Source organism: Candidatus Kerfeldbacteria bacterium, from assembly GCA_016214565.1.
Lineage (GTDB): Bacteria > Patescibacteriota > Patescibacteriia > UBA10025 > JAHIVO01 > JAXDBW01.
This window is the reverse complement of the sequence record JACROE010000002.1, coordinates 687,079-707,711: the sequence shown is the minus strand read 5'-3', so window position 1 is coordinate 707,711 and position 20,633 is coordinate 687,079. Positions and strand designations below refer to the sequence as shown.

6 protein-coding genes are annotated in these 20,633 nt (G+C 51.4%); all 6 read right to left on the bottom strand.

Translation table 11 applies throughout. The annotated features are described in order from the left end of the window. Positions 1 to 26: 26 nt before the first annotated feature. Positions 27 to 2,426, bottom strand: coding sequence for a carboxypeptidase regulatory-like domain-containing protein (locus HZC01_03430; protein ID MBI5037724.1), 2,400 nt, complete (start codon positions 2,424 to 2,426; stop codon positions 27 to 29). Next, complete coding sequence (locus HZC01_03425; GenBank protein ID MBI5037723.1) at positions 2,423 to 3,565, bottom strand: hypothetical protein; 1,143 nt, start codon at positions 3,563 to 3,565, stop codon at positions 2,423 to 2,425. The genes HZC01_03430 and HZC01_03425 overlap by 4 nt, the downstream gene beginning before the upstream one ends. A gap of 1 nt (position 3,566) precedes the next feature. Continuing rightward, positions 3,567 to 4,391: a hypothetical protein gene (locus HZC01_03420; GenBank protein MBI5037722.1), complete on the bottom strand. Its 825-nt coding sequence runs from the start codon at positions 4,389 to 4,391 to the stop codon at positions 3,567 to 3,569. A 48-nt stretch (positions 4,392 to 4,439) separates the two neighbouring features. Beyond that, positions 4,440 to 5,465: a hypothetical protein gene (locus tag HZC01_03415; GenBank protein MBI5037721.1), complete on the bottom strand. Its 1,026-nt coding sequence runs from the start codon at positions 5,463 to 5,465 to the stop codon at positions 4,440 to 4,442. Positions 5,466 to 5,523: 58 nt separating this feature from the next. Continuing rightward, the gene (locus tag HZC01_03410; GenBank protein ID MBI5037720.1) at positions 5,524 to 6,543 is read right to left on the bottom strand and encodes a hypothetical protein; all 1,020 of its coding nucleotides are present in this window, start codon (positions 6,541 to 6,543) and stop codon (positions 5,524 to 5,526) included. Between the two features lie 123 nt (positions 6,544 to 6,666). Then, complete coding sequence (locus tag HZC01_03405; GenBank protein MBI5037719.1) at positions 6,667 to 20,478, bottom strand: helix-turn-helix domain-containing protein; 13,812 nt, start codon at positions 20,476 to 20,478, stop codon at positions 6,667 to 6,669. Positions 20,479 to 20,633: the final 155 nt, after the last annotated feature.

Below are 20,633 nucleotides of genomic sequence, written 5' to 3'. Positions count from 1 at the left end.
TTTTCACGCAAGTCAAAGGTTTCCCTTTACTTTTTTTCAGGTTTGCCTGATGGTTCTGAGTGTGAAAAGCTGTCCTTCTTTGTAGGTACGACACGCAAGGTTGGCGGGGCAAAAGGCGAATCCGAAGCCGGAGCCGTGGCGGCTGATTCCTCCACCTGCGTCTCGCCTGATCGGACGTCCTGGAGTGGGGGTGGGGCAAAGGGCGCCTGCTCATCACTGCGCATTGAGTCTAATTCGACCGCTTTATCACCCGCCGCGCGCTGCTCACCGGGTGCGGCATGCTTGCGCAGCTTCACGGTCAAACGGATCATGCCGCGCTCTCGCGTCACAATAATCGGTTTGCTCTGGAAAGATTCATAGCCTGATTTAACCACCACCAAATAATATTTTCCAGGCGCAACCAAGGCTTGGAATTGGCCCGTCGTATTCGTCACCCGGGTCCCTACCACGCTGGTCGTCATCATATTGTAAATACGAACGACGCCTAATTCGATCGGTGCATTTGTAGCAGCGTCAACCACCGTTCCCCATGATTTCTCATAATGATGAGAGACGAGGTATTTCAGAATAATCAAGAGACCGTACACCATCAGGAATAAATAATTATTGGTGATCGGCTGAATGATCAGTGATGCCCAACTGGAAATCGTACCGACAATCAATAATGGCAGGCTGGCACGCTCTAAAATATTGCCGATTGTATTAAATGCCCGCAGCCAGAGAATCCGTGAGCGCGGTATTTCTCCCTGGTCCGGATCAATCGGCACATTGATGGCCAAAACTTGCTGGCCGGCTGTTTTCATTTCCAGGGTGTCACCCAGATAAATGTTTTCAAATGGCGTGACCGAAGCCGAGCGCAGTAATTTCGAAGGGAAGGTATAGCCGGGATGCGAGGCAGTCACAAAATACTTACCCGGCTCGATCAAAAAGCCAAAACGCCCTTCACCGTCGGTGATTTGCGTTTCTTTTAATTTATTAAATTCTTTCGAGAAAATCCGTACTATCGATCGGCGAACCGGCTGATTGGTAGTACTGTCAAATACAATGCCCCAGGGCTTGCGCCGCTTACCGACCGCCACCGGAACGAACCAGAGATATCCGACGCGCAGGAATAAATAAATGACATTCCCTAATTGCAACGCTGCCACGCTCGTAGCGACGCCGGTGGCCGTCACCACTGCGGTGGTGCTGATAACGGGCGTAATAATTTCTTCAATTATCCTAACTACTTCCTCATTCTGCTGGATACGATTAACCACATTGCTTACCGCCGAACTAAAATTACGGATTGGGGTAGGTAAAATTTCATCAATCGTATCGATGATGATTTGATCAGGCCGATCAGAATCATTAGGGATATATACCGGCGGATTGGGTCGTGTCATGGTAAAAGAGCCGCTGGCAGTAGCGGCATTCCCCGCCGCATCAATGGCGCGAACAATGACGCTATGTGAACCAAAACTCAAACTCGAATACGAAAAAGAATCGGCCGAGCCAACCTCAACCCGAATCGGATCTCCTCCATCGATCACCACTCCGTAATATGCCATGCCTGAGCCATTATCGGTTGTCATAAAGCTCAGCCGGAGCGTGGTATTCGTCAGTGACGTGCCATCCAGAAACTCAATCGAAAATGGTTCAGGAGCTGTCAAATCAATTTGAGTTCGAAAATGTGCGGTAGTACCCCAGCCATCAACGTTTTCCGCACGAATGTGGAAATACCACGTACCATCACCAATGGCGGTATAGGCCTGCGTCGTCCCAATCACGTCTACCGTCGTATCAGGCGTAGTGGCAGGCTGATCGTCATACGCCACGCTATACCCCGTCGCACCGCTCACCGGATCCCAGGAAAAAATCGGATTTGGATTATTGTACCACTGGTTCGGGTCGGGATGCGAAGGTGAGGAAACAGTCGGCGCATCAGGCAAAACGACCGGGTCTTCAGAAACCGCAAAGGTGCCAATCGTACCTTCCGTCGTCATAACATCGGTCCCCTGGCCGTCATTGGCGAGCACTCGACTATTTTCGGTGCGAATCTGAATTGACCCCGCAGCGATGCTACGGAACATAATAGTCAAAATTTTTCCCGCACTGCCGGTGTATCCAGGATTGGGCAGTCCGCCGCTAAAGGACATAATCCCGGTGGCATTCGAAAAAGTTGGGCTAACCGGCCAAAAGGTAAAAATGCCGGCCGAGGAAATTGATTCGATTTGAACAAGATTTTGCGGAAAGCGGATGGTTGATTCCGCCGCGTTTATCGCTACACCGTCGCTGTTGACGCGCAACTCAACAGAAAATGTTTGTCCTGAATTATAGCTTCCGCTACTCGGCGATAATTGGAGCGTGGCAGCATCGGCAATCCATGGTAACGCAAAAAAAATTCCTACCAATAATACTCCTAATAATAATATACGGATCTTCATGATGGTCGACGCCGCAACGCGGCAAAAGCTAAGATGCAAACGGCAAGCCCTAAAACAATGCCGCAGACTAGTATAATATTCATATCAACCGAGTCAACGACGCTCGGAGCCCCGGCGCTGGCAATGATGGTCTGAGTAGTATTCCCCGCTCGATCAAGGGCGCGCACGACAATCTCATCGCGACGCGATTGATCAGTCAGTAGATACGGGCTGGTCGCGGGAGAAACGACTTGATTTCCCTCGACTACTTCATAGAAGTCCACACCGGACGTCGTATCATAGGTATTGAAACTCAAGACATACCGTCCATTATACGACTGGTCGTCGCGATGCACGACCGCGTCAATCGGCAGCGGCTTCGTCGCGTCAATTTGGAATCGACGAATGCCGACGACCTGCCAGTCATCGCGCGGCAGCCGCTCACGCAGAATGAAATAATGAATACCATCCCCCACATCCGCAAAGCTGGCTTGATCGCTCGGCTCATCGGCAATGTCATCGGGAATTGTGGTGATTTGGTCGGAAATTTCATAACTATAGAATGCCCCCGCTCGCTTTTCCCAGGTTGCCTGAAATGTCGTTGCCTGATACCAGGCATCAGGATCCGGATGCGTAGCGGATTCAATAGCTAAATTGTCAGGCGCGGGATTAGTAATACTCCATTGAGCTGTCAATAAACTCAATGCTGCCCGCGTGCCATTGCCATCATTGAGATGAATGACGGCATCGGAATCATTCATCGATACCGTAGCGGTTCCTAGTGCCCGCGCGCGGAAAGTAATGCGCAGTACCGGGCTGTCAGCCACCAACGTGCCATTTGGCTTGCCACCGAGGAATGCAATGGTGCCACTAGCCGCATCAATGGTAGGCGGGGTGACCCACATGCTGAGAAAAGAAGCTCCCGTATCAACGGAAACTGCCTCGAGCAGGTCAGTGGGATACACAATAGTGCCTTGCACCACATTGATGTATTCCCGCTCGCTATCCACCTGCACGGTGGCAATAAACGTGTCCCCCAGTGAAACCGTCTGGGATTGCGGCGCAACGCTCATGACCGCAGCCTGAGCTGAGGCAGCCCAGAAACCCACGATGCCGATAATGCTCCCACTGATAATAAAAATGAGAATTCGTCGAGGCATATTAGCCAGTCCAATAGTAAAGTAAGATGCTGAAATCAACGACATTAACGGTTGTATCGCCATTGATATCAGTCCGCGCTTGTGCCGGATTAGTCGTATTCCAGTAATACAATAAAATACTAAAATCAACCAAATCAACCGATCCATCACAATTAATATCGCCGGGGGTAGACGTGGCGCAGGGATTGGCCTGATCAACCGCAATCACTAACGAATTGCTATAGGATGAAGTCAATGAGCTGCTGGTAGCTCGCGCCCGGACGACGTGTGAACCGACGCCCAGCGTTGTGCCGGTGAACTGGCGCGTCCAGATACCTGAACCGTCGGCCACCACTTGGAATTCACGGCTATCAGAGCCGCCACCGGTATACGACGATGTGACATATACCGTCACCGTACTATTGGGCGCTGTAATACCCAATGAATTAACCGATTGGTCTGCCGTAATACTCGAAGCAGATACTGCCACCGTTGGCCCGAGGAAAATATTTGAGACTGTCACCGTCGCGCCTTGGCTGAGATTAAGCGTATATGAAGTAGCGCTGCCTGTCCGATTTTGGGAATCAACGGCAGTCAATGCATACGTATGAGCGCCCGACGTCACGATCGAGCTGGTAGAAAAACTGGCAGCGCTATCTGCCGTCGTAGTGGTCAAAATCACGCCATCCTGCCGCACGGTCACAGCGCCGCTAGGATATGCTAACCCACTAAACTGAATGATGGTGTCTTGTTGTTCAGGAATACTTTCTTCGACTACTGCGGAAATATTAACGTCCAGCGCCGTTGCCAAAGTAACACTCCCGAGCCAGAAGGCTAGGAGCAACATTGCGCCGTACTGGAAAATCGTCCGCAGCATCGGCACGTGTGAAAATAATTATTTCTTAGGTTTGCCTGAACCCGATGCGGTCGGTCTATCTGACCCTTGGGCTCGCATTGCTTTTGCCACAATCCATTTGTTGTACCGGCGCATGAGGAACCAGAGAATTACCAATATAATGATTATGCCGACACCCCAAATCAACATCACTCGCCAGGGGAACACCCAAAACGTGAAGCTGGCGCTATCGGTTAAAGTTGTCTCTATTCCCGCATCGGTAGTTATCGTAGCGGTGTATTTCCCAATTGCCAAATTATTCCGTTCATTGGCAAATTCATTCCAAAAACCAGACCCCTCAACCACGTCACCCTTCTGCCAAATGGTTTCATACTTACGAATCGTCTTGGGCAACGTCGCACCATTCGCTGGATTGAATTCCAGGGTGGAAACCGCGCGGCCAAGCATATTCGTTACTTCAATCGAGCCTGTCGGGCGCAAATGAAGATTCCCTGTATTCTCAAATCGCGTGACAAATGTCACGGGTAACCGATTAATGCCAGAGGTTTTATCGCCAAGGTAAAATTCTTTGATACTGCCCGATTCAACAATCTCTCCCGGGATACGCGCGAGGAGTAAAATACCAATCTTGGTTCCGACTGACACGGTTCCACCAGCTGCAGCCGTAGGCGGCGTATCAGAAAAAAAGACTGCCGCATAATGCCCGCCGGGTTCAGCATCAGCCGGTGGTGTCACCTTGAGAGGCACATTTACCCGCTCTCCAGGCCCTAATTCAAACGGGCCGTCACCTACTGTCACCCACGAACTGAGTCCCTCGGGATCAGCGTCAAACCGATATGAGGGACGCCCGGATTCTCCCGCTGCGCCGAAATTTGTCGTCTCAGTATAGAGCGTAACTGCCTGATCCGTTTCATTAAATAATTTGACCGTCGTTTCATAGGTTTGCCCAGGTGGCGCTTCAAATTCTAATGACGGCGGAATGATGGTAAGTGCTGACGCATTCGCGGCAACGACTAGTAAACCACCAAGCACGATTACTGCTACCATTAACGATTTGAGTGACATACGTTCCTCCCTAATAATTATTTATTTTTGTAGCCCGCTCATCGCATGAGACGCTGCCTTAGAATGTAGCGGTGGCAATATATGTGAGATCTGCCGTATATGTACCGGCTTCGGTATTTGATGCTATGTTTGCCAAATAGCGCGCTGAATAGGTGGTGTTAGCAGATGGGCCCGTAGCCGCAGCAATCTCGTCGGGAAAAGCGGCTGTGTCAAATGCGTAACCAGCTGCCGCGTATGGTGCGGACACTGCGCCTGAGCCGCCGCTGGCTGTATACCGAACGCCAAATTGCTCAGAGCCAGTGCTCGGCGCGGTGTTATTAGCTCCGATCGCAGTAATGGTATCGGCCGCGACTGAAGTCAGGGTGGCGCCATTGAGCGTGATGCTATATCCGCTGGTGGCATTCGTGCCGGCAATCAGGGTGTGCGCTTCAGTCTCGGCGGCATTGCCAAGTAAATCCCCGGTTGCCCATCGGCTGGCCGATGAACTCAGTGTGGCAAACCCAATCGTGGTGTCGGAGATGCTGAAGGTCAAAGACGGATCAACCGTGGCACTCACATTGACTGTATCATCGGAGACAATCACCACGGCCAATGAACCAGAGTCGCTGGTCGTCGTGATTTCAATCTCATAGGTATTTGCTGAAGACGGATTGGTGATCTCATTATTCGTGATGGTCAAACTTTTCGCTCCGGCAGCTACAGTATCTCCCGAACAAACCGTTAAAGTAATATTCTCATCCGGTGCACTGGTATCAACCGTCGCCGTCACCTCAGAAGCGCCACCCCCACACCCGGCTACAACGGTAAAGCCTGAACCAGTCATATCGGCATTAGTCAGAGTACCCTTGAGCGTGAAAGCATCCCCGGCTGGATCAAACTGAATCTTGATCGTTTCGGCTGCGGCCAGCGAGGTCGCGGTCGTGAAGGCAATGACATGATTCGAATCGGTCGATTGCTGCAGACGAGTCATGGTGTCACTGACATTGGTCAGGGCAGCGGCATGAATCATGCTGCGCGGAATAACCAAAACACTCATAACAATCAATATGAGTAGTCCAATTGATATTCTTTGTGACATAATAATATTCATTTAAAATATTAGATCACCTCCCGAAATACCCTCCATAACCAGCATAGTATAACACATTTTTTTCCATACTGCAACTAACCAACATTTCACTAACCAAGATGCAATATAATATTAAAATTCTGGAACCATGACATACGTAACATCAGCCCCGTATGTCGCCGCCGTAGTCGTCGAGCTGATATTCCCCAGATAACGGAGTGAATAAGTGGTCGTGGTCGAAGCGCCCGCCGAACCAGCAATTTCATCGGGGAAATTCAGCAGATCATAGGCAAACCCAGCCGCGGCATAGGGCGCGGTGACTGACCCGCTGCCCCCCGAAGCTGTTGCGCGAATGCCGAATTGCTCAGTCCCCGGACTTGGCGCCGTATTCGTACCGCCGATAGCGGCAATCGTATCACTATCGGGTGACGTCAGCGTTGTACCGAGGACCAAGATTGAATAGCCACCTACCGCGTTGCTCGCCGCGCTCAGGGTGTGAGCCTCCACTTCAGCGGCCGACCCCGTGCCGTCAGCCGAGGCATAGCGTGATTGTCCGGTGCCCAGTGAGCCAAACCCAATACTGGTATCAGAAATACTAAAACTGATCGCATACATAGACCAACAATCGTTATTGGTTGCATCAAAATTCGTGCCGTCCGAAGCGTCTATGGTTGGTGGCTGACCGCACGCGTCAGAATCGCGCACATTCGTATTTGACACCGAGCGCGTACCGGCCACATTGAGATTCCACTGCGTACCCGTCGAGGAACTACGGAGGAATACGCGGGTGCCGGTTGCCTGGCCATTAAATGAAATATTTTGCAGAGCATACGTCGAGCCAGCATTGAAGCGAAGCTTAGTATTAGCAGTGGTAGCGGTAAACGTCCCAGCCGTGTCCGCGCCCGAGGCAAAAATGACTGACGGAGATGTCTCCGGATTTGAACCAGAGGCATTGGTAATAACTAAATTATTAAAATCATTTGAGGTGCCGGTCATACTGCCCGAGAGCGTCTGCTGACTGCTGCCGCCCAGGGTAACCGTCCCACCATTATCCGTAAAGGTGCCTGAATTCGTATAATTGCCATTCACATTAAACGTACCACTGCTGGATGCTTGCAGCACGGTATTTGCACCAATGGTTAGATCGCCGGTGACCGTCACCGTCGGATCGTTGGTATTCAAATTCGTGGTCGTGGCGCCCGTGCCACCCTGGGTGGTTGATACCGTTGAACTAAAGATAAATGTACCGGCTGGCGCGGTAATACTGTTCGACGCATTATTGCCATACAACTCTACCGCACCGCCATACGTCCGCGCATCAAATGTTCCGGCTGCGATATTCCCCGCGCTGGCATCGAAACGGACAGGCACAGAGATGGTGGTAGCCGTCCCGGGACCGCCGGCGGTATCAGTGAAACGCAATATACCCGCGCCGCTGATAGTACCCGTTCCCGCCACATTTGCCGCGCCGGTATCACTGAGAGTTCGACTGGCATTAATCGAAAGCGTATCACCACTTTCGACATGTAATAGCCCAGCCACGCTGATATCATTATTGATCACAGTCACTGTATTATTTGTTCCAAGCACATAAAAATCATAGAGCGTCTTACCGCCTGCATCAATAGTTTTCCCATCACCATACATGTATAAAGAGTTTGATCCGTGAACGAAATTTACTGACGTGCCGATGACGGCATTACCATAGATACCTGCACCGAGGAAATTGTAGGTTGGTGTGCCGCTAGCAGGTAATAATTCATAATTGTAATACCGAGATGTCGAGGAGATATCGGTTGTGCCGGTACCCGTAAAACGGAATGTCGATGTATCATAATTAAAGAAGGTGTTAAACAATGGGGCGCTGGCTCCCGTCCCCGAACCCTGAAGAACCCACGTCTTACTTCCCGCATCAAATCGGTGCGCGGCAGTCCCTTCTCCAAAACCGTACGAACACGTATCCGTCCGAATAGTACCCTGAATAATCATCGCACCTGAGCCGCCCGCGGAGGTAGTCAATCGATTACAACCAATATTACAAGTAATTGAACACGAGTCAGCAATTCTGAACCTAAGACTGCCAAACGTCCAGTCATTATTGCTGCCACCCAGCGACCCCCCATCACCTCTGATGTATACCGTGCCGGTGCTGAAGGCAAAAGTACCGGTTCCCGTCAGACTACTCCCCTCGATAGTAAGACTTTCCGTACTCGTGAAAGTCGAAGAGTCCCCAACTGTAACATTATTATTGACTGTTAAGATACTCAATAAAGTAATAGTACCCGTGCCGGCAGTTAAAAAATTATACATATTATTGAAATTTGGGGTCAGTGATGCTGAGGCCCCATTCATGGTAAAGGAATTCCCGGTTGTCGCGGTAAATACCATATTAGTGAAATCAACATTCCCTGAAACAGTCCAAGCTCCCGTGCCTGAAATAACAATCCCCCCACCCCACGACCCAGTAGAATCAAAGTCGCCACCGATAGTCACGGTCGGATTATTAACGCTCCCGTCCACGGTCAGATATCCGGGATTTGAACCGTTATCAATCATGTATAGATGAGCCGTAGCGCCAGAGAGAGTATAAGTACCGGCAGCAAACGTGATTGAACGATCCGTCGAACCCGTCATATAGAATTCGACCTGGCCATAGGTCCGAGCGTCAAGTGTCGTCGAGGCAATATTGCCATTAGTCGCGTCATAGCGGGTAATAGCGCTCAAAGTAGCGATGGTAGTGCCGGGTCCGCCTGACGTATCCGTGAAACGCAGCGTCCCCGCCCCGGTAATACTGCCGGTACCTGCCACGTTTCCAGCACCCGTCGCTGACAGCGTCCGACCAGAGGATAATGATAAAGTGTCACCTGTATCAACGGTCAAAGTGCCGGACACTGTATTATCAGCATTACTCATGGTCACGCTAGCCGGGGTACCCATAATGGTCAAATTATTAAACGTGGTCGAACCGCTACCATTAATAGCGCCAGCCGAACCGTACATACTCACTGTTCCAGAATTCGCATTGAAGGTCCCCCCGTTATTCGTAAAGTTATGCCCAACGCTCGTAATGCCGCCAGTAGAACCAGTCAGGGACTTTCCTGAATCAATGGTCAAATCATTCAAAACAACTGCGTCCTCAAATGACGTGATAAAGGTAATTGACCCGCTTGAACGAAAATTATAAAAGACGAGCCCACTCCACGTCGACTCAGTGGTTGTTTTGGACGTGCCATCCATGATAAACGTATTGTTGGTTGAGGAGGTAAATGAGCCGTTGGCAAAATCTGCGTTGCCGCTGACTGTCCAGGTGCCACTGCCGGTAATCACTCCCTCTTGGCTCGATCCGCTACCGGTGAAGTCCAAATCGCCACCGATAGTTACGGTTGGATTATTGGTAGCGCCAGTGACGGTCAGGTCGCCCGGACTGGCGCCATTGGCAATTACGTAAAAATGTGAGCTGGCACCGGAGAGTGTGAAGGTACCGGCGCCCATGGTAATGGTACGAGCGGTAGCGCTGGTAGAAATAAATGAGAACTGACCATTGTACGTCCGAGCATCGACGGTGCTACCGGCAATGTCACCATTAGTTGCGTCAAACCGAACCGTTGCACTATAGGTCGCGATAGTTGTACCGGGGCCGCCGGAGGTACTGGTGAATACAAGTGTTCCGGCGCCAGAGATGACCCCAGTGCCAGCTACCTCCGCTGCACCAGTATTCGTCAGCGTAATGCTATTCAGCGAAAGCGTATCGCTGGCCGCCACAGTGAGCGTTCCCGCTACTGTAAAGTTTGAGGTCTGCGCCGTGATGGTACCGGCTGACGATGGATCGATGGTCAGATTATTGAGCGTCTTCGTGCCGCCCGTGATCGTATTTGAGGTGCCGGTCATAGTCACGGTCGAGGTGCCAGCCGTGGTGCTGCCGCCGGTCAGATTCAAATTACCATTAATCGTATGGGTGGCATTAGCCAGGGTAATAGTACCCGACAACGTTACGTTTTGCAGTGTCTGACTGGCAGACGTCAGCGTCCCCGTCCCATTCATAATTAAGGTATTACCACTGGCAGCGGTAAATGTCCCGCCGGTGAAATCAACGCTGCCACCGACGGTCCAGGTGCCAGTGCCGGAAGTAATTACCTCACTCGAAGCGCCAACCCCGGTGAAATCAACGCTGCCACCGACGTTGACCGTCGGGTTATTCGTCGCACCGGCCAGAGTCAGGTCACCCGGGCTAGCGCCGTCAGCGATAACATAGAGATACGACGAAGCCCCGGAAATAGTATATGTGCCAGCGGCAAAGGTGGCGGTACGAGCCGTGCCACTACTCGAGTAAAATTCAACCGGGCCGCTGTAGGTACGCACATCAAATGTAGTTGTGGCAATATTACCAGAAGTGGCGTCAAATCGCACAACGGAACTCAAAGTCGTGATCGTCGTTCCCGGACCGCCTGAGGCATTAGTAAACCGCAGCGTACCAGCGCCACTGATGGTGCCAGTGCCAGCTACGTCCGAGGCGCTCGTATTGCTCAAGGTAATTCCCGAAGCTATCGAGAGCGTATCGCTCGCTGAAACCGTGAGCAGTCCTGCCACGGTCAGACTCGACGTCTGGAGCGTGATAGTACCGGCTGAGGATGGATCAATAGTCAATGCATTTATCGAATTACCACCGCCAACAATAGTATTACTGGTGCCAGTCATAGTTATAGTCGAGGAACCAGCACTGATCGTCCCCCCCGCCATATCAAGATTGCCATTTACCGTATGAGTAGCATTTGCCAGGGTGATGGAACCAGATAAAGTCAGATTCTGTAATGTCTGACTGGCGCTGGTGAGCGTCACGCTTGCCCCATTCATAACCAAGGTATTGCCGGCCGTCGCCGTGTACGTCCCGCCGGTAAAAGTCACGTTACCTGTGACGGTCCACGTGCCGGTGCCTGAGGTAATGATTTCCGATCCTGCCCCGACGCCAGTATAAATCAGGTTGCCGCTCACTGATACAGTGGGATTATTGGTCGCGCCCACCAGTGTCATGTCGCCATTGTTCTCAGCCCGGAGATTTAGAGCTGAGCTTGCACCAGTAATGGTATGAGTCCCCGCTTCCATAGTAATAGTGCGCGACGTAACGCTACTGTTGTAAATTTGCACCTCGCCGCCATAAGTGCGCGCATACATGACCACGGTGTTACCGTTCGTAGCATAAAGCTGGACGATACTTGAGAGCGTACCGGTCGCCGGAATAACGCCAACCGAGTCAACCCGAAGTATCCCTTGGCCGGAAATAGCCCCGGCCAACGTTAATGTCGCGCCAGTCCAAGTGACCGTCCGGCCATTCGAAATGCTCATCACGCCGTTTGCCGTTACGGTCAAATTGCCAGCAACCGTCACGTCATTGGTTTGAACGGTTACAGTCTGGGCTGCCGCTGGATTGATGGTGAGATTATTAAGCGTCTTCCCGCCAGCGTCAAGCGTGCCTGTTCCGGTCATAAACACGGTCGATCCAGTAACCGTTAAATTCACCGAAGTGCTGATCGTCAAGTTTCCTCGTATTTCATAGGAAGCTGTGCCAGTGGATAATAGCGTATAGGTCGGAGTTCCGGATGCGGGTTGAAGTTCAAGCGTATAGTAATAATCAGTCAAATTAGGATTAGTGGTTGTTATATTTGTGGCGCCCGTACCCGTATACCGGACCGTCGAGGTTGATCCAATAATTTCTCCATCAGCAACAAGTGGTGTGCCCGAAGCTGTAAGAATCCATGTCTTCGACCCAAGATCCAGATTATGCGACGGGCAATCGGTTTCCGTACAAGCACAACCTCCATCTGCCTGCAGCGTCAATGTGCCATTAATGGTAACGCTTCCCGCGCCGGTAGCCGTGGTCACGGGCGCATTACAGAGCGCGGTATGAGAAAATTGCAGATTAAAGAATGTCCACGGGTTTGCCCCTCCGAAATTTCCGCTGGCTGACCCCATAATCACATTGGGTGAGCCTGCCGTATACGTCAACGTGCCATCACCAGTGATATCACCGCCATTGACGTACAAATCACTATTGACCCTGAACGTCCCAGCGCTCATGGTCACGTCGTTATTGACCACCCAGGTAGAATTTAATGTCCACTGCCCACCCACTCCAGTGAAATTCACATTATACACATCGGAATCAACTGCGCCCGTGGAATCAATGATTTCAGTGGTCGTTGAAGTAAAATATATCGTTTCACTCCCCGACGAATTGAAATCATTATTATTATCCCATGAACCGGAGACGGTGATGCTCCCGGTACCAGCGGTCAGCGTTCCGTCAATCTGGATATCATGTGTATTGATGCCATCATTGGGCCCCATCACCCAGGTCGTGCCCGAGAGAATCGTCAGCCGGTCATCGGTATAAACGCTATCATCATCTACGGCCAGAGTACAGCTAGCGACAATCGGACAACGAAACATTATGTCCTCATCATTAAAATTATCGTAGACTGTTTGCAGTACAGTCTGACTAATGGATTGATTATCGTTACTTCCGAGCGTCAATACATGGGTATCGAGTACCATACCCGTGATATCGCCTGAACCGTCATAGCTGGTAACCCCACTCGACTCATTAGCATCAGCCACATTATCTATCCAGACGATGATCTCATCGTTCACAGCCGGCGCGGTCAAGCCTTCGATCGACCAGGTAGATGCACCAATCGTCCCGGTATCAGTTTGAAGGCTACCATTCACCGCATAGCGAACGGTTGCTCCGACGTTCCCATTGGCCGTCCCGGAGATGATAATGCCGGGGAATGTCCAACAAGAATTGTTCCCCAAGCTCAGATTCGTGCCATCATTCGCTGAAATATTTGGCGCTTGACCGCACGCGGTTGAATCCCGTACTGATGTATTGGACACGGATCGCGTCCCGGCCACATTTAGATTCCACTGCGTGCCCGTCGAGGAACTGGTCAGCGCCACGCGCGTGCCGGTCGCCTGTCCATTCAGGGCAATATTTTGAAATGTGTAGGTTCCACCGGCTAAGAAACGAATCTGGGAACTGGCGGTTGTCGCAGTAAATGTGGCGCCAACCGTCGCCGACGCGGCAAAGCTAATATCTGGATTACTTGCCGATGCATTGGTGACAATTAAATTATTGAAAGCTGACCCACCGGTCATCGTGCCTGAGAGTATCTGCGTACCTGAACCATTCAGCGTGACGGTTCCAGCGCCAGCATTGAACGTACCATTATTCGTATAATCGCCAGCCATGGTCATGACCGTACTACCATTGGTGGTCAAAACGCCAGTGGCATTGACGGTCACCGCACCATTGAAGGCAAGCGTATTAGCACTATTAGCGGACAAGGTGGCGCTTGCCCCTGATGCTCCACCGATACTCACCGCGCCGGTAAAGGTCAAGTTCGGATCATTGGTATTGGCATCAACAGAGACGGTCCCGCCTGAAGCAGCAGTTACGGTGGCCGTGGAACTAAACGTGAATGTTCTGCCGCCTGCATTACCCAGAGTAATGGTCCGCGCTGTACTGGCATGCGCATTATAAAATTCGACCGCGCGACTAAACGTATAGTTCCCGTTAATAGTCTGGTTATTATTCGTCGCGTCAAACCGTATTCCAGACGTGACGCCACTCGTTTGTGAGAACGTCGCCGGCTGATAAATGAACGTACCAGTACCAGCGATGGCGCAACCCGCCCCCCGTGTCAGCGTACCCGCACTCCCCAAAGTAAAATTCAAACCAGCATTGATGGTTAATTGGCAAGTACCGCTCAAGGTGATCGTGCCAGTGACGGTCAAATCTGACGTCTGCATACTGACCGTACCAATAGTAGATGGGCTGATGGAAAAATTATATAAACTTTGGCCGTTGCCGTAGATGTTTACAGAAACGCCGTCCATGACCAAGGTATTATTAGTCGTGGCGGTGTATGTGCCGCCCGTGAAATCGACATGCCCGGAGACGGTCCAGGTGCCAGTGCCCGAGGTAATCACTTCACTCGCCGTACCAGTACCAGTAAAATCAAGATTGCCGGCAATAGTCACCGTCGGATTATTAGTGGCACCAACCAGCGTCATATCGCCCGGGCTATTTCCGTCGGCAATAACGTACAAGGAACTAACAGAGTATGTGCCAGTATTAAGTGTAGCCGTCCGAGCAGTAGCGCTATTAGAGTAGAATTCAACTGAGCCAGCGTATGTCCGCGCGTCTATGGTGGCTGCGGCAATATTGCCACTCGAAGCGTCATACCGCGTAATAGCGCTAAGCGTAGAAATAGTTGTCCCTGGTCCGCCTGACGCACTAGTGAATAGCAGTGTCCCCGCTCCACCGATGTTTCCCGTGCCGGCAACTTCTGCGGCAGCCGTGTTGCTCAATGTTATTCCAGAAGCAATCGATAGTGTATCCCCAGCCGCCACGGTCAACGTGCCGCTGGTAGTCAGATTCGAAGTCTGGAGCGTGATCGTACCTGCGCTTGAAGGATCAATAGTGAGATTGGCGAGGGTCCGATTGTTGCCGGTAATGGTATTACTGGTGCCGGTCATGGTCACCGTTGACGTGCCGGCAGTCAATCCGTTTCCCAAAACAAGATTGCCATTCACGGTATGAGTAGCATTCGCCAGGGTGATCGTGCCCGATAGAGTAAGATTCTGCAAAGTCTGTGCCGCTGAAGTCAGCGTCCCAATACCATCCATATCTAGCGTATTACCTGCGGTAGCTGTGTACGTCCCACCAGTGAAATCGACATGCTGGCCAACCTGCCAGACACCAGTGCCTGAGGTAATAATCTCACTCGCCGTGCCCGCTCCCGTGAAATCCAAACTATACGCGATATCCATGGTCGGATTATTGGTGGCGCCATCCAAGGTTAGATTCCCTGGTGAAGCGCCATCCGCAATAACGTACACATTGCCATTAGTGACGTTCGTTATATATGTTCCAGCCGCCAAGGTAATGGATCGCGCCGTTGCGGTATTAGAATAAAACTCAAGCTGCTGATAATCCGTTCGCACGTCCACCGTAGTAGAGGCCACGTTGCCATTCGTGGCATCATATCGCGTCGTCGATGTCAGTGAACCGGTCGTGCCCGGGCCTGGGGAAGTATTGGTAAAGGTCATGGTCCCCGCGCCGCTGACCGTTCCATTCAGGGTATAGGTTCCGCCCGAGTGGGTGACAAACCGGCTGGCGCCGATTGAAAGTATATCGCCAGTATCCACCAACATCGTGCCGGTCACGGTCGGGTCATCCGTGCCATTAACCGTAACCGTGGCAGTGGTGGTTGCGTCGCCGATGTTCAATGTCGAAAACGAGGTATCGCTGGTGCCGCTGATATTACCGCCACGCAATGTGATAGTACTGGTGCCGCCAGTGTAGGTACCATTATTTACCCAGCCACCATCTACCTGCATCGTTTTGCTATTCGTGGTGAAGGTCATGGTATTGGCAATTGTAAGCGCCCCCTTCACCTTGAAGGTTTGCGTGCTACTTGCATTAATGAAAGCAGTCTGATCAATGAGTAAATTATAAATCTGATATGTGCCACTGGTATTTACCAAATAGTAGTTGATGCTCGGGCCAGCCACGATGCCGAGATGGATATTTCCCCCAGTGCAGGTACTCGTGGTTAAGGTGCCACTATTGTAGACGAGTAAACCACGCATATAGAGATCACCACCGGTCATATTGAAAGTAACGGCGTTGCCGCCATTGGTCATTTCCACGATGCCATCATTGCCAGTGTGGTGGCTGCCGCCATCGAGATTGATAGTGCCGGCGTTTAGTCGCCAGTGACTAGTTGAATCCAGACTTCCGTCGTTGAGCTCCAGAATGGGTGAACCGCTCGGCATCTGAAATTCTCCGGTCACATTAATGTCCGAATTCGTATTGACGTTTAGGGTGCCACCGGTCTGATACAAATTACCAGATGTGTTGACCGTTGCCGTGCCACCTCCCCCACCGACCGTAATCGTCCCATCAGGAATGTACAATGGCGCGCTCGTTGTCGTCCCGGTTCCTTGGGCATTGGTGATGCCACCGGTAATATTGACTGTTTCCGCACTACCGCCTGATGTTGTCTTGATCTGATCCTTCACCGTCAAGGTGCCGCCACTCACCGTCAGCGTACCGGCATTTAATGTCAGGTCCTCATCCGTGCCATTACCCACCGTGAAGGTGCCGCCGGAAATATTGAGGGTACCGGCCGCCGACACGCCTGCATTCGCTGCGCCATTGACCGTCGTCGTGTTCTGACCGTAGAGCGTAGCGCCTGCATCAATGGTTACGTTTTGGGCAATCGAATTCGATGCGGTGTCCATGTAGGCGCTGGCACTATCATCGACGTGTAGATCACCCGTCCCCTGAGTGGTGACGGTGCCGCCCGGGTCATACGCCTGCGTTCCGCCAGTCCAGATATGCAGCTCGTAATTTGAATCAACCGTTAGATTGCTGGTAGCCACTTCGGCCAAGATGTCGGTCTCGCCCGTTGCGTCGCGGTCACCCGATTCGATATTAGCATTCGTAATAGAAGCACCGGTGTCATGTCGGAGAATTACGCGATTTTGGTAGAGATGAGCCGTGCTCACGGTCGAACCATTGCTGACCAAGAACGTGGTTGCCTTTTCCGTTTCATTGTCTAGAAATAATGTTAGTACATCGCCACTCGTCGCAGTGACATTACTAATCGAATAATCACCATTAGAAGTCTCTGCAGTACAGGCACCGCCGCCGCAGGCTGTAGCTGATCCATTAACCCAGAGGACGACCGTCTTAGCCGCAGCAGTAATCTTGGTCGATCCTTCGTCAGAATACACCGATCCGGAAACAGTTATCGATGCGGCTGCGCCACAACCACCACCATTAGTACACTCAGCCATGATTACATCGAAATACTGCGGCTTGTGATCGGTGCTAGCACTAAAACTGGCGGTAATGGTGTGGGTGTGAGTATTTCTGGCCGCACCAGTACCGACGGCTGTTGTCGCTCCGTTTGCTGAAGCGCTGCCGGTGGCGCCACTTGTCTGATTAGCTACGCTGTGGGTATCGGCTGACTGTGGCGTAGCGCTGTAACTGGCTGACCCGCGAATAAACTGTCCATTATATGTCTGGCTGGCGCCCGAGACCGTAGTCCATCCAGTCGGCGGTGCCGCATCCCACATGGCAATCAGGTTTTGTGGTACAGAATTATCTGCGGTCGCTTGGTAAATAAGTGATTGGATATAACTCGGTAACAAAGTATACGAAGTTGAGGTTGTGCCAGTTGGTGCAGTATGTGTATGCGTAGAGGAGGCAGCCGTATACGTTATCCCATCTGCTTGTAAACTTGTTGAGCCAGAAGCGGCGGTCAGGGAACCCCAAGTCAATGAGTGGGTATGCGTATCGCTGGTGCCGCCAGTCGTATTTGAACTATTTATTTTGACCAGCCGGTTATCTGCGGCACTAAATCGAGTCCAGCTTCCTGCCGGAGCAGTGTCAAAAAAGACATAGGCGTTATTTGGAATAGTGGTAGGATCAGTTGCATTGCTCTTCCAAAGATAGAAAGTGTGGTTCAGTGGATCATTATTTGCACTGCCGACCGTCAACGAATTAATCCCATGCGTATGCGCGGTCGTCGCCGAATTAAGACAAAAATCTATACAACCCCAGCCGGTAATAGTTACTTCAGTGGAAGGCGCGCTGATATTTTGACCAGAAACCGTGTGAGTATGTGACGCCGCGCCACCAGTCGGCGGCGTAGTGTCCGTCGTGGCCGCGCCACGCGGATAATATCCGGCGAAGGTAGCTGTGTCATTGGTCCAGCCAGTCGGTGCTGACGCAGAATTGCCTAATACGTACATATACGCCGGATCAATCACCAGCTGCCATGCCCGCGGCTCAGTCCAATCGCCCGCCGTAGCTGGGCCAAGCGCAAAGAGTGCTGGACTTTTTTCTGGAGACTTAAATGTATAGCCGAGCGTCGCACTCGTCCCTGCTTCAAGCGAAATATCCCAAACGATTGAACGAACAATCTCGGTCCCCGTGTCATACGGCTGGATACGGCCACCGTTTTCTGGATAGACATCAAAGTTGCCAGGCACAAATTCTCGCACCGTTCCGGTAAATGCGCTAGTGGGAGTAACGACGAGACGCATTGGTTGCGGCACATTAGGGAAAACGCGCGTCGGTCCATCGCGCTTGATGGTATAGGCCGGTTCTGGTAATACGCTGAAGGCGTCCGATACGGTGCGGGTTTGGCCATGGACGGTGGCAACAAGCGTAACCTGATAGGCCCCTGGCAATGTCGGTACATAGGTTGCTACATAATCAGGCCCTTGGTAGACGTCCTTAATAGAGCAATAATCCGTGACCTGGATCGTACCATCAGCGCTGGTCAGTACTGTTTCCGTGCCTGCTGGATCAACGATGGAGAGTCGCATATCCGCCGTACAAATAATATGTCCGGTATCATCGACCGCTCCTAGAGAAAACGTGGCAATCTCACCTAATTGGTAATTCGCCTGATCAGTATTAAATGCCAGCGCCCCCCAGGTAAATTCATAGGCGACCTGTTTCTCCCGCCCATCCTGCTCCACGGTCACCGTCACCGTGTATTTCCCCGGCTCGGTCAAGGTCGATGGATCAATTGCTAATGAGGTAGTGGTACCCATGTCAGTCACAGCGGAATCACGCGAAACCGAAACATCACGGGTTGCCCCGTCAGGACTGGTGATGGTGACGCTGCCTACCTCACGCGTAATCGGCTCAACGCCAATAAATTCAAAACTTGATTTTTCCTCCGTCTCAACTGCGATCACCGGCTGCTCTTGGGATGTTAAATCCATATCAGTATCAGCCACAAATGAAACGCTGCTGGTAATATCCTCGACGATCGGATCGGGGCGTTGGGTTTCCAGCTGCAATTCGACGCCGTCAATCCAAACCACGCCTGAGGCCGAATTTGCCCCGGCGTTCATGCGTGCGCGAAATTGTATTGCGCTGACGTCAGTTATTGATGCTAAGGGAGCCAGGGCATACTCAAAATATCCACCGTGGATAGCATTACTCAGGTCATCAGTGAGCACCAGTGATTCCAACTGCTGCCAGTTTGCCCCTTGATCGAGCGAATATTCGAGTACGAGGACATCTTCGCTCTCCGGGGTGCCATCGGCGGCTAGGGATACGCGAAATCCAGTTTTCGTGATAACGTCGCCTGACTCAATCGTATCCGGAGCAATAAAATTTGACACGACTAATTCAGGCAGCGACGCATTCAATGGAACCGCGCTCTCCTCTTCAATTGCTACCTGGCTGTCTTCGAGCTCAACCTCTTGTTCAATAGTCACTGGACCATCGGCATCGGTAGTCGGTGTAGTATGATAGTGCGCAGCATTCGCATCAGCAAATTCCTCCAGGGACGCCGCGGGCAGTAAATCAATCGCCAGTGCCTGAGCTGATGTTTCCCAGCCACTAGCGCTGGTGGGCTGCACTGCAACAATCTCCTGACCCACTTCTTCTGCCCGAGCGAGGTATATATATGCAAAGAAGCTGACTTGTACAACGGCAAAAGAAAATGCTACCAGCAGTACCGAAAAAACAAACAGAGAAAACTTTCGGCTCAGGAAGTAAAGTTGGAACGAACGCCAAGAAAAACCTGGCTCCAGTACATAACTTTTTTCAGCTGTCGCTTCTGGAAGCGCCGGTGGTGTCGGCGGTTCGGCTGGTTTGAGCACCGGCGGATGAAGCTCAGTATAGAGCTTCTGAATTGACTGCTTATCATACCGTCGATCTTGTCGCGAGCCAATTCTAACAGCGCGCAACTTTCCGGCACGGTCCCAATTGCGCAATGTATTTGGGTGGACGCCAAGTATCTCGCTCACCTGCTCAATCGTCAATAGATTAGGGAGCGAAGCAAAATCAATTTGCTTCTTGATACTGGTTGGCGTTACCTTATTAACTATCTTAAACCATCTAAACGCCACGAATATTTTTGAATGGTTTCGCTAAAATTAGCGTAAATAATTCATTCACTTAACAAAGGTGCCACGACTAGTATATCAAAAAATCATATATCTGTCTAGTGCAGATGAGTAAAAAACAATAACCATACCGAAGATTGCCATGGTATCATGGCCAG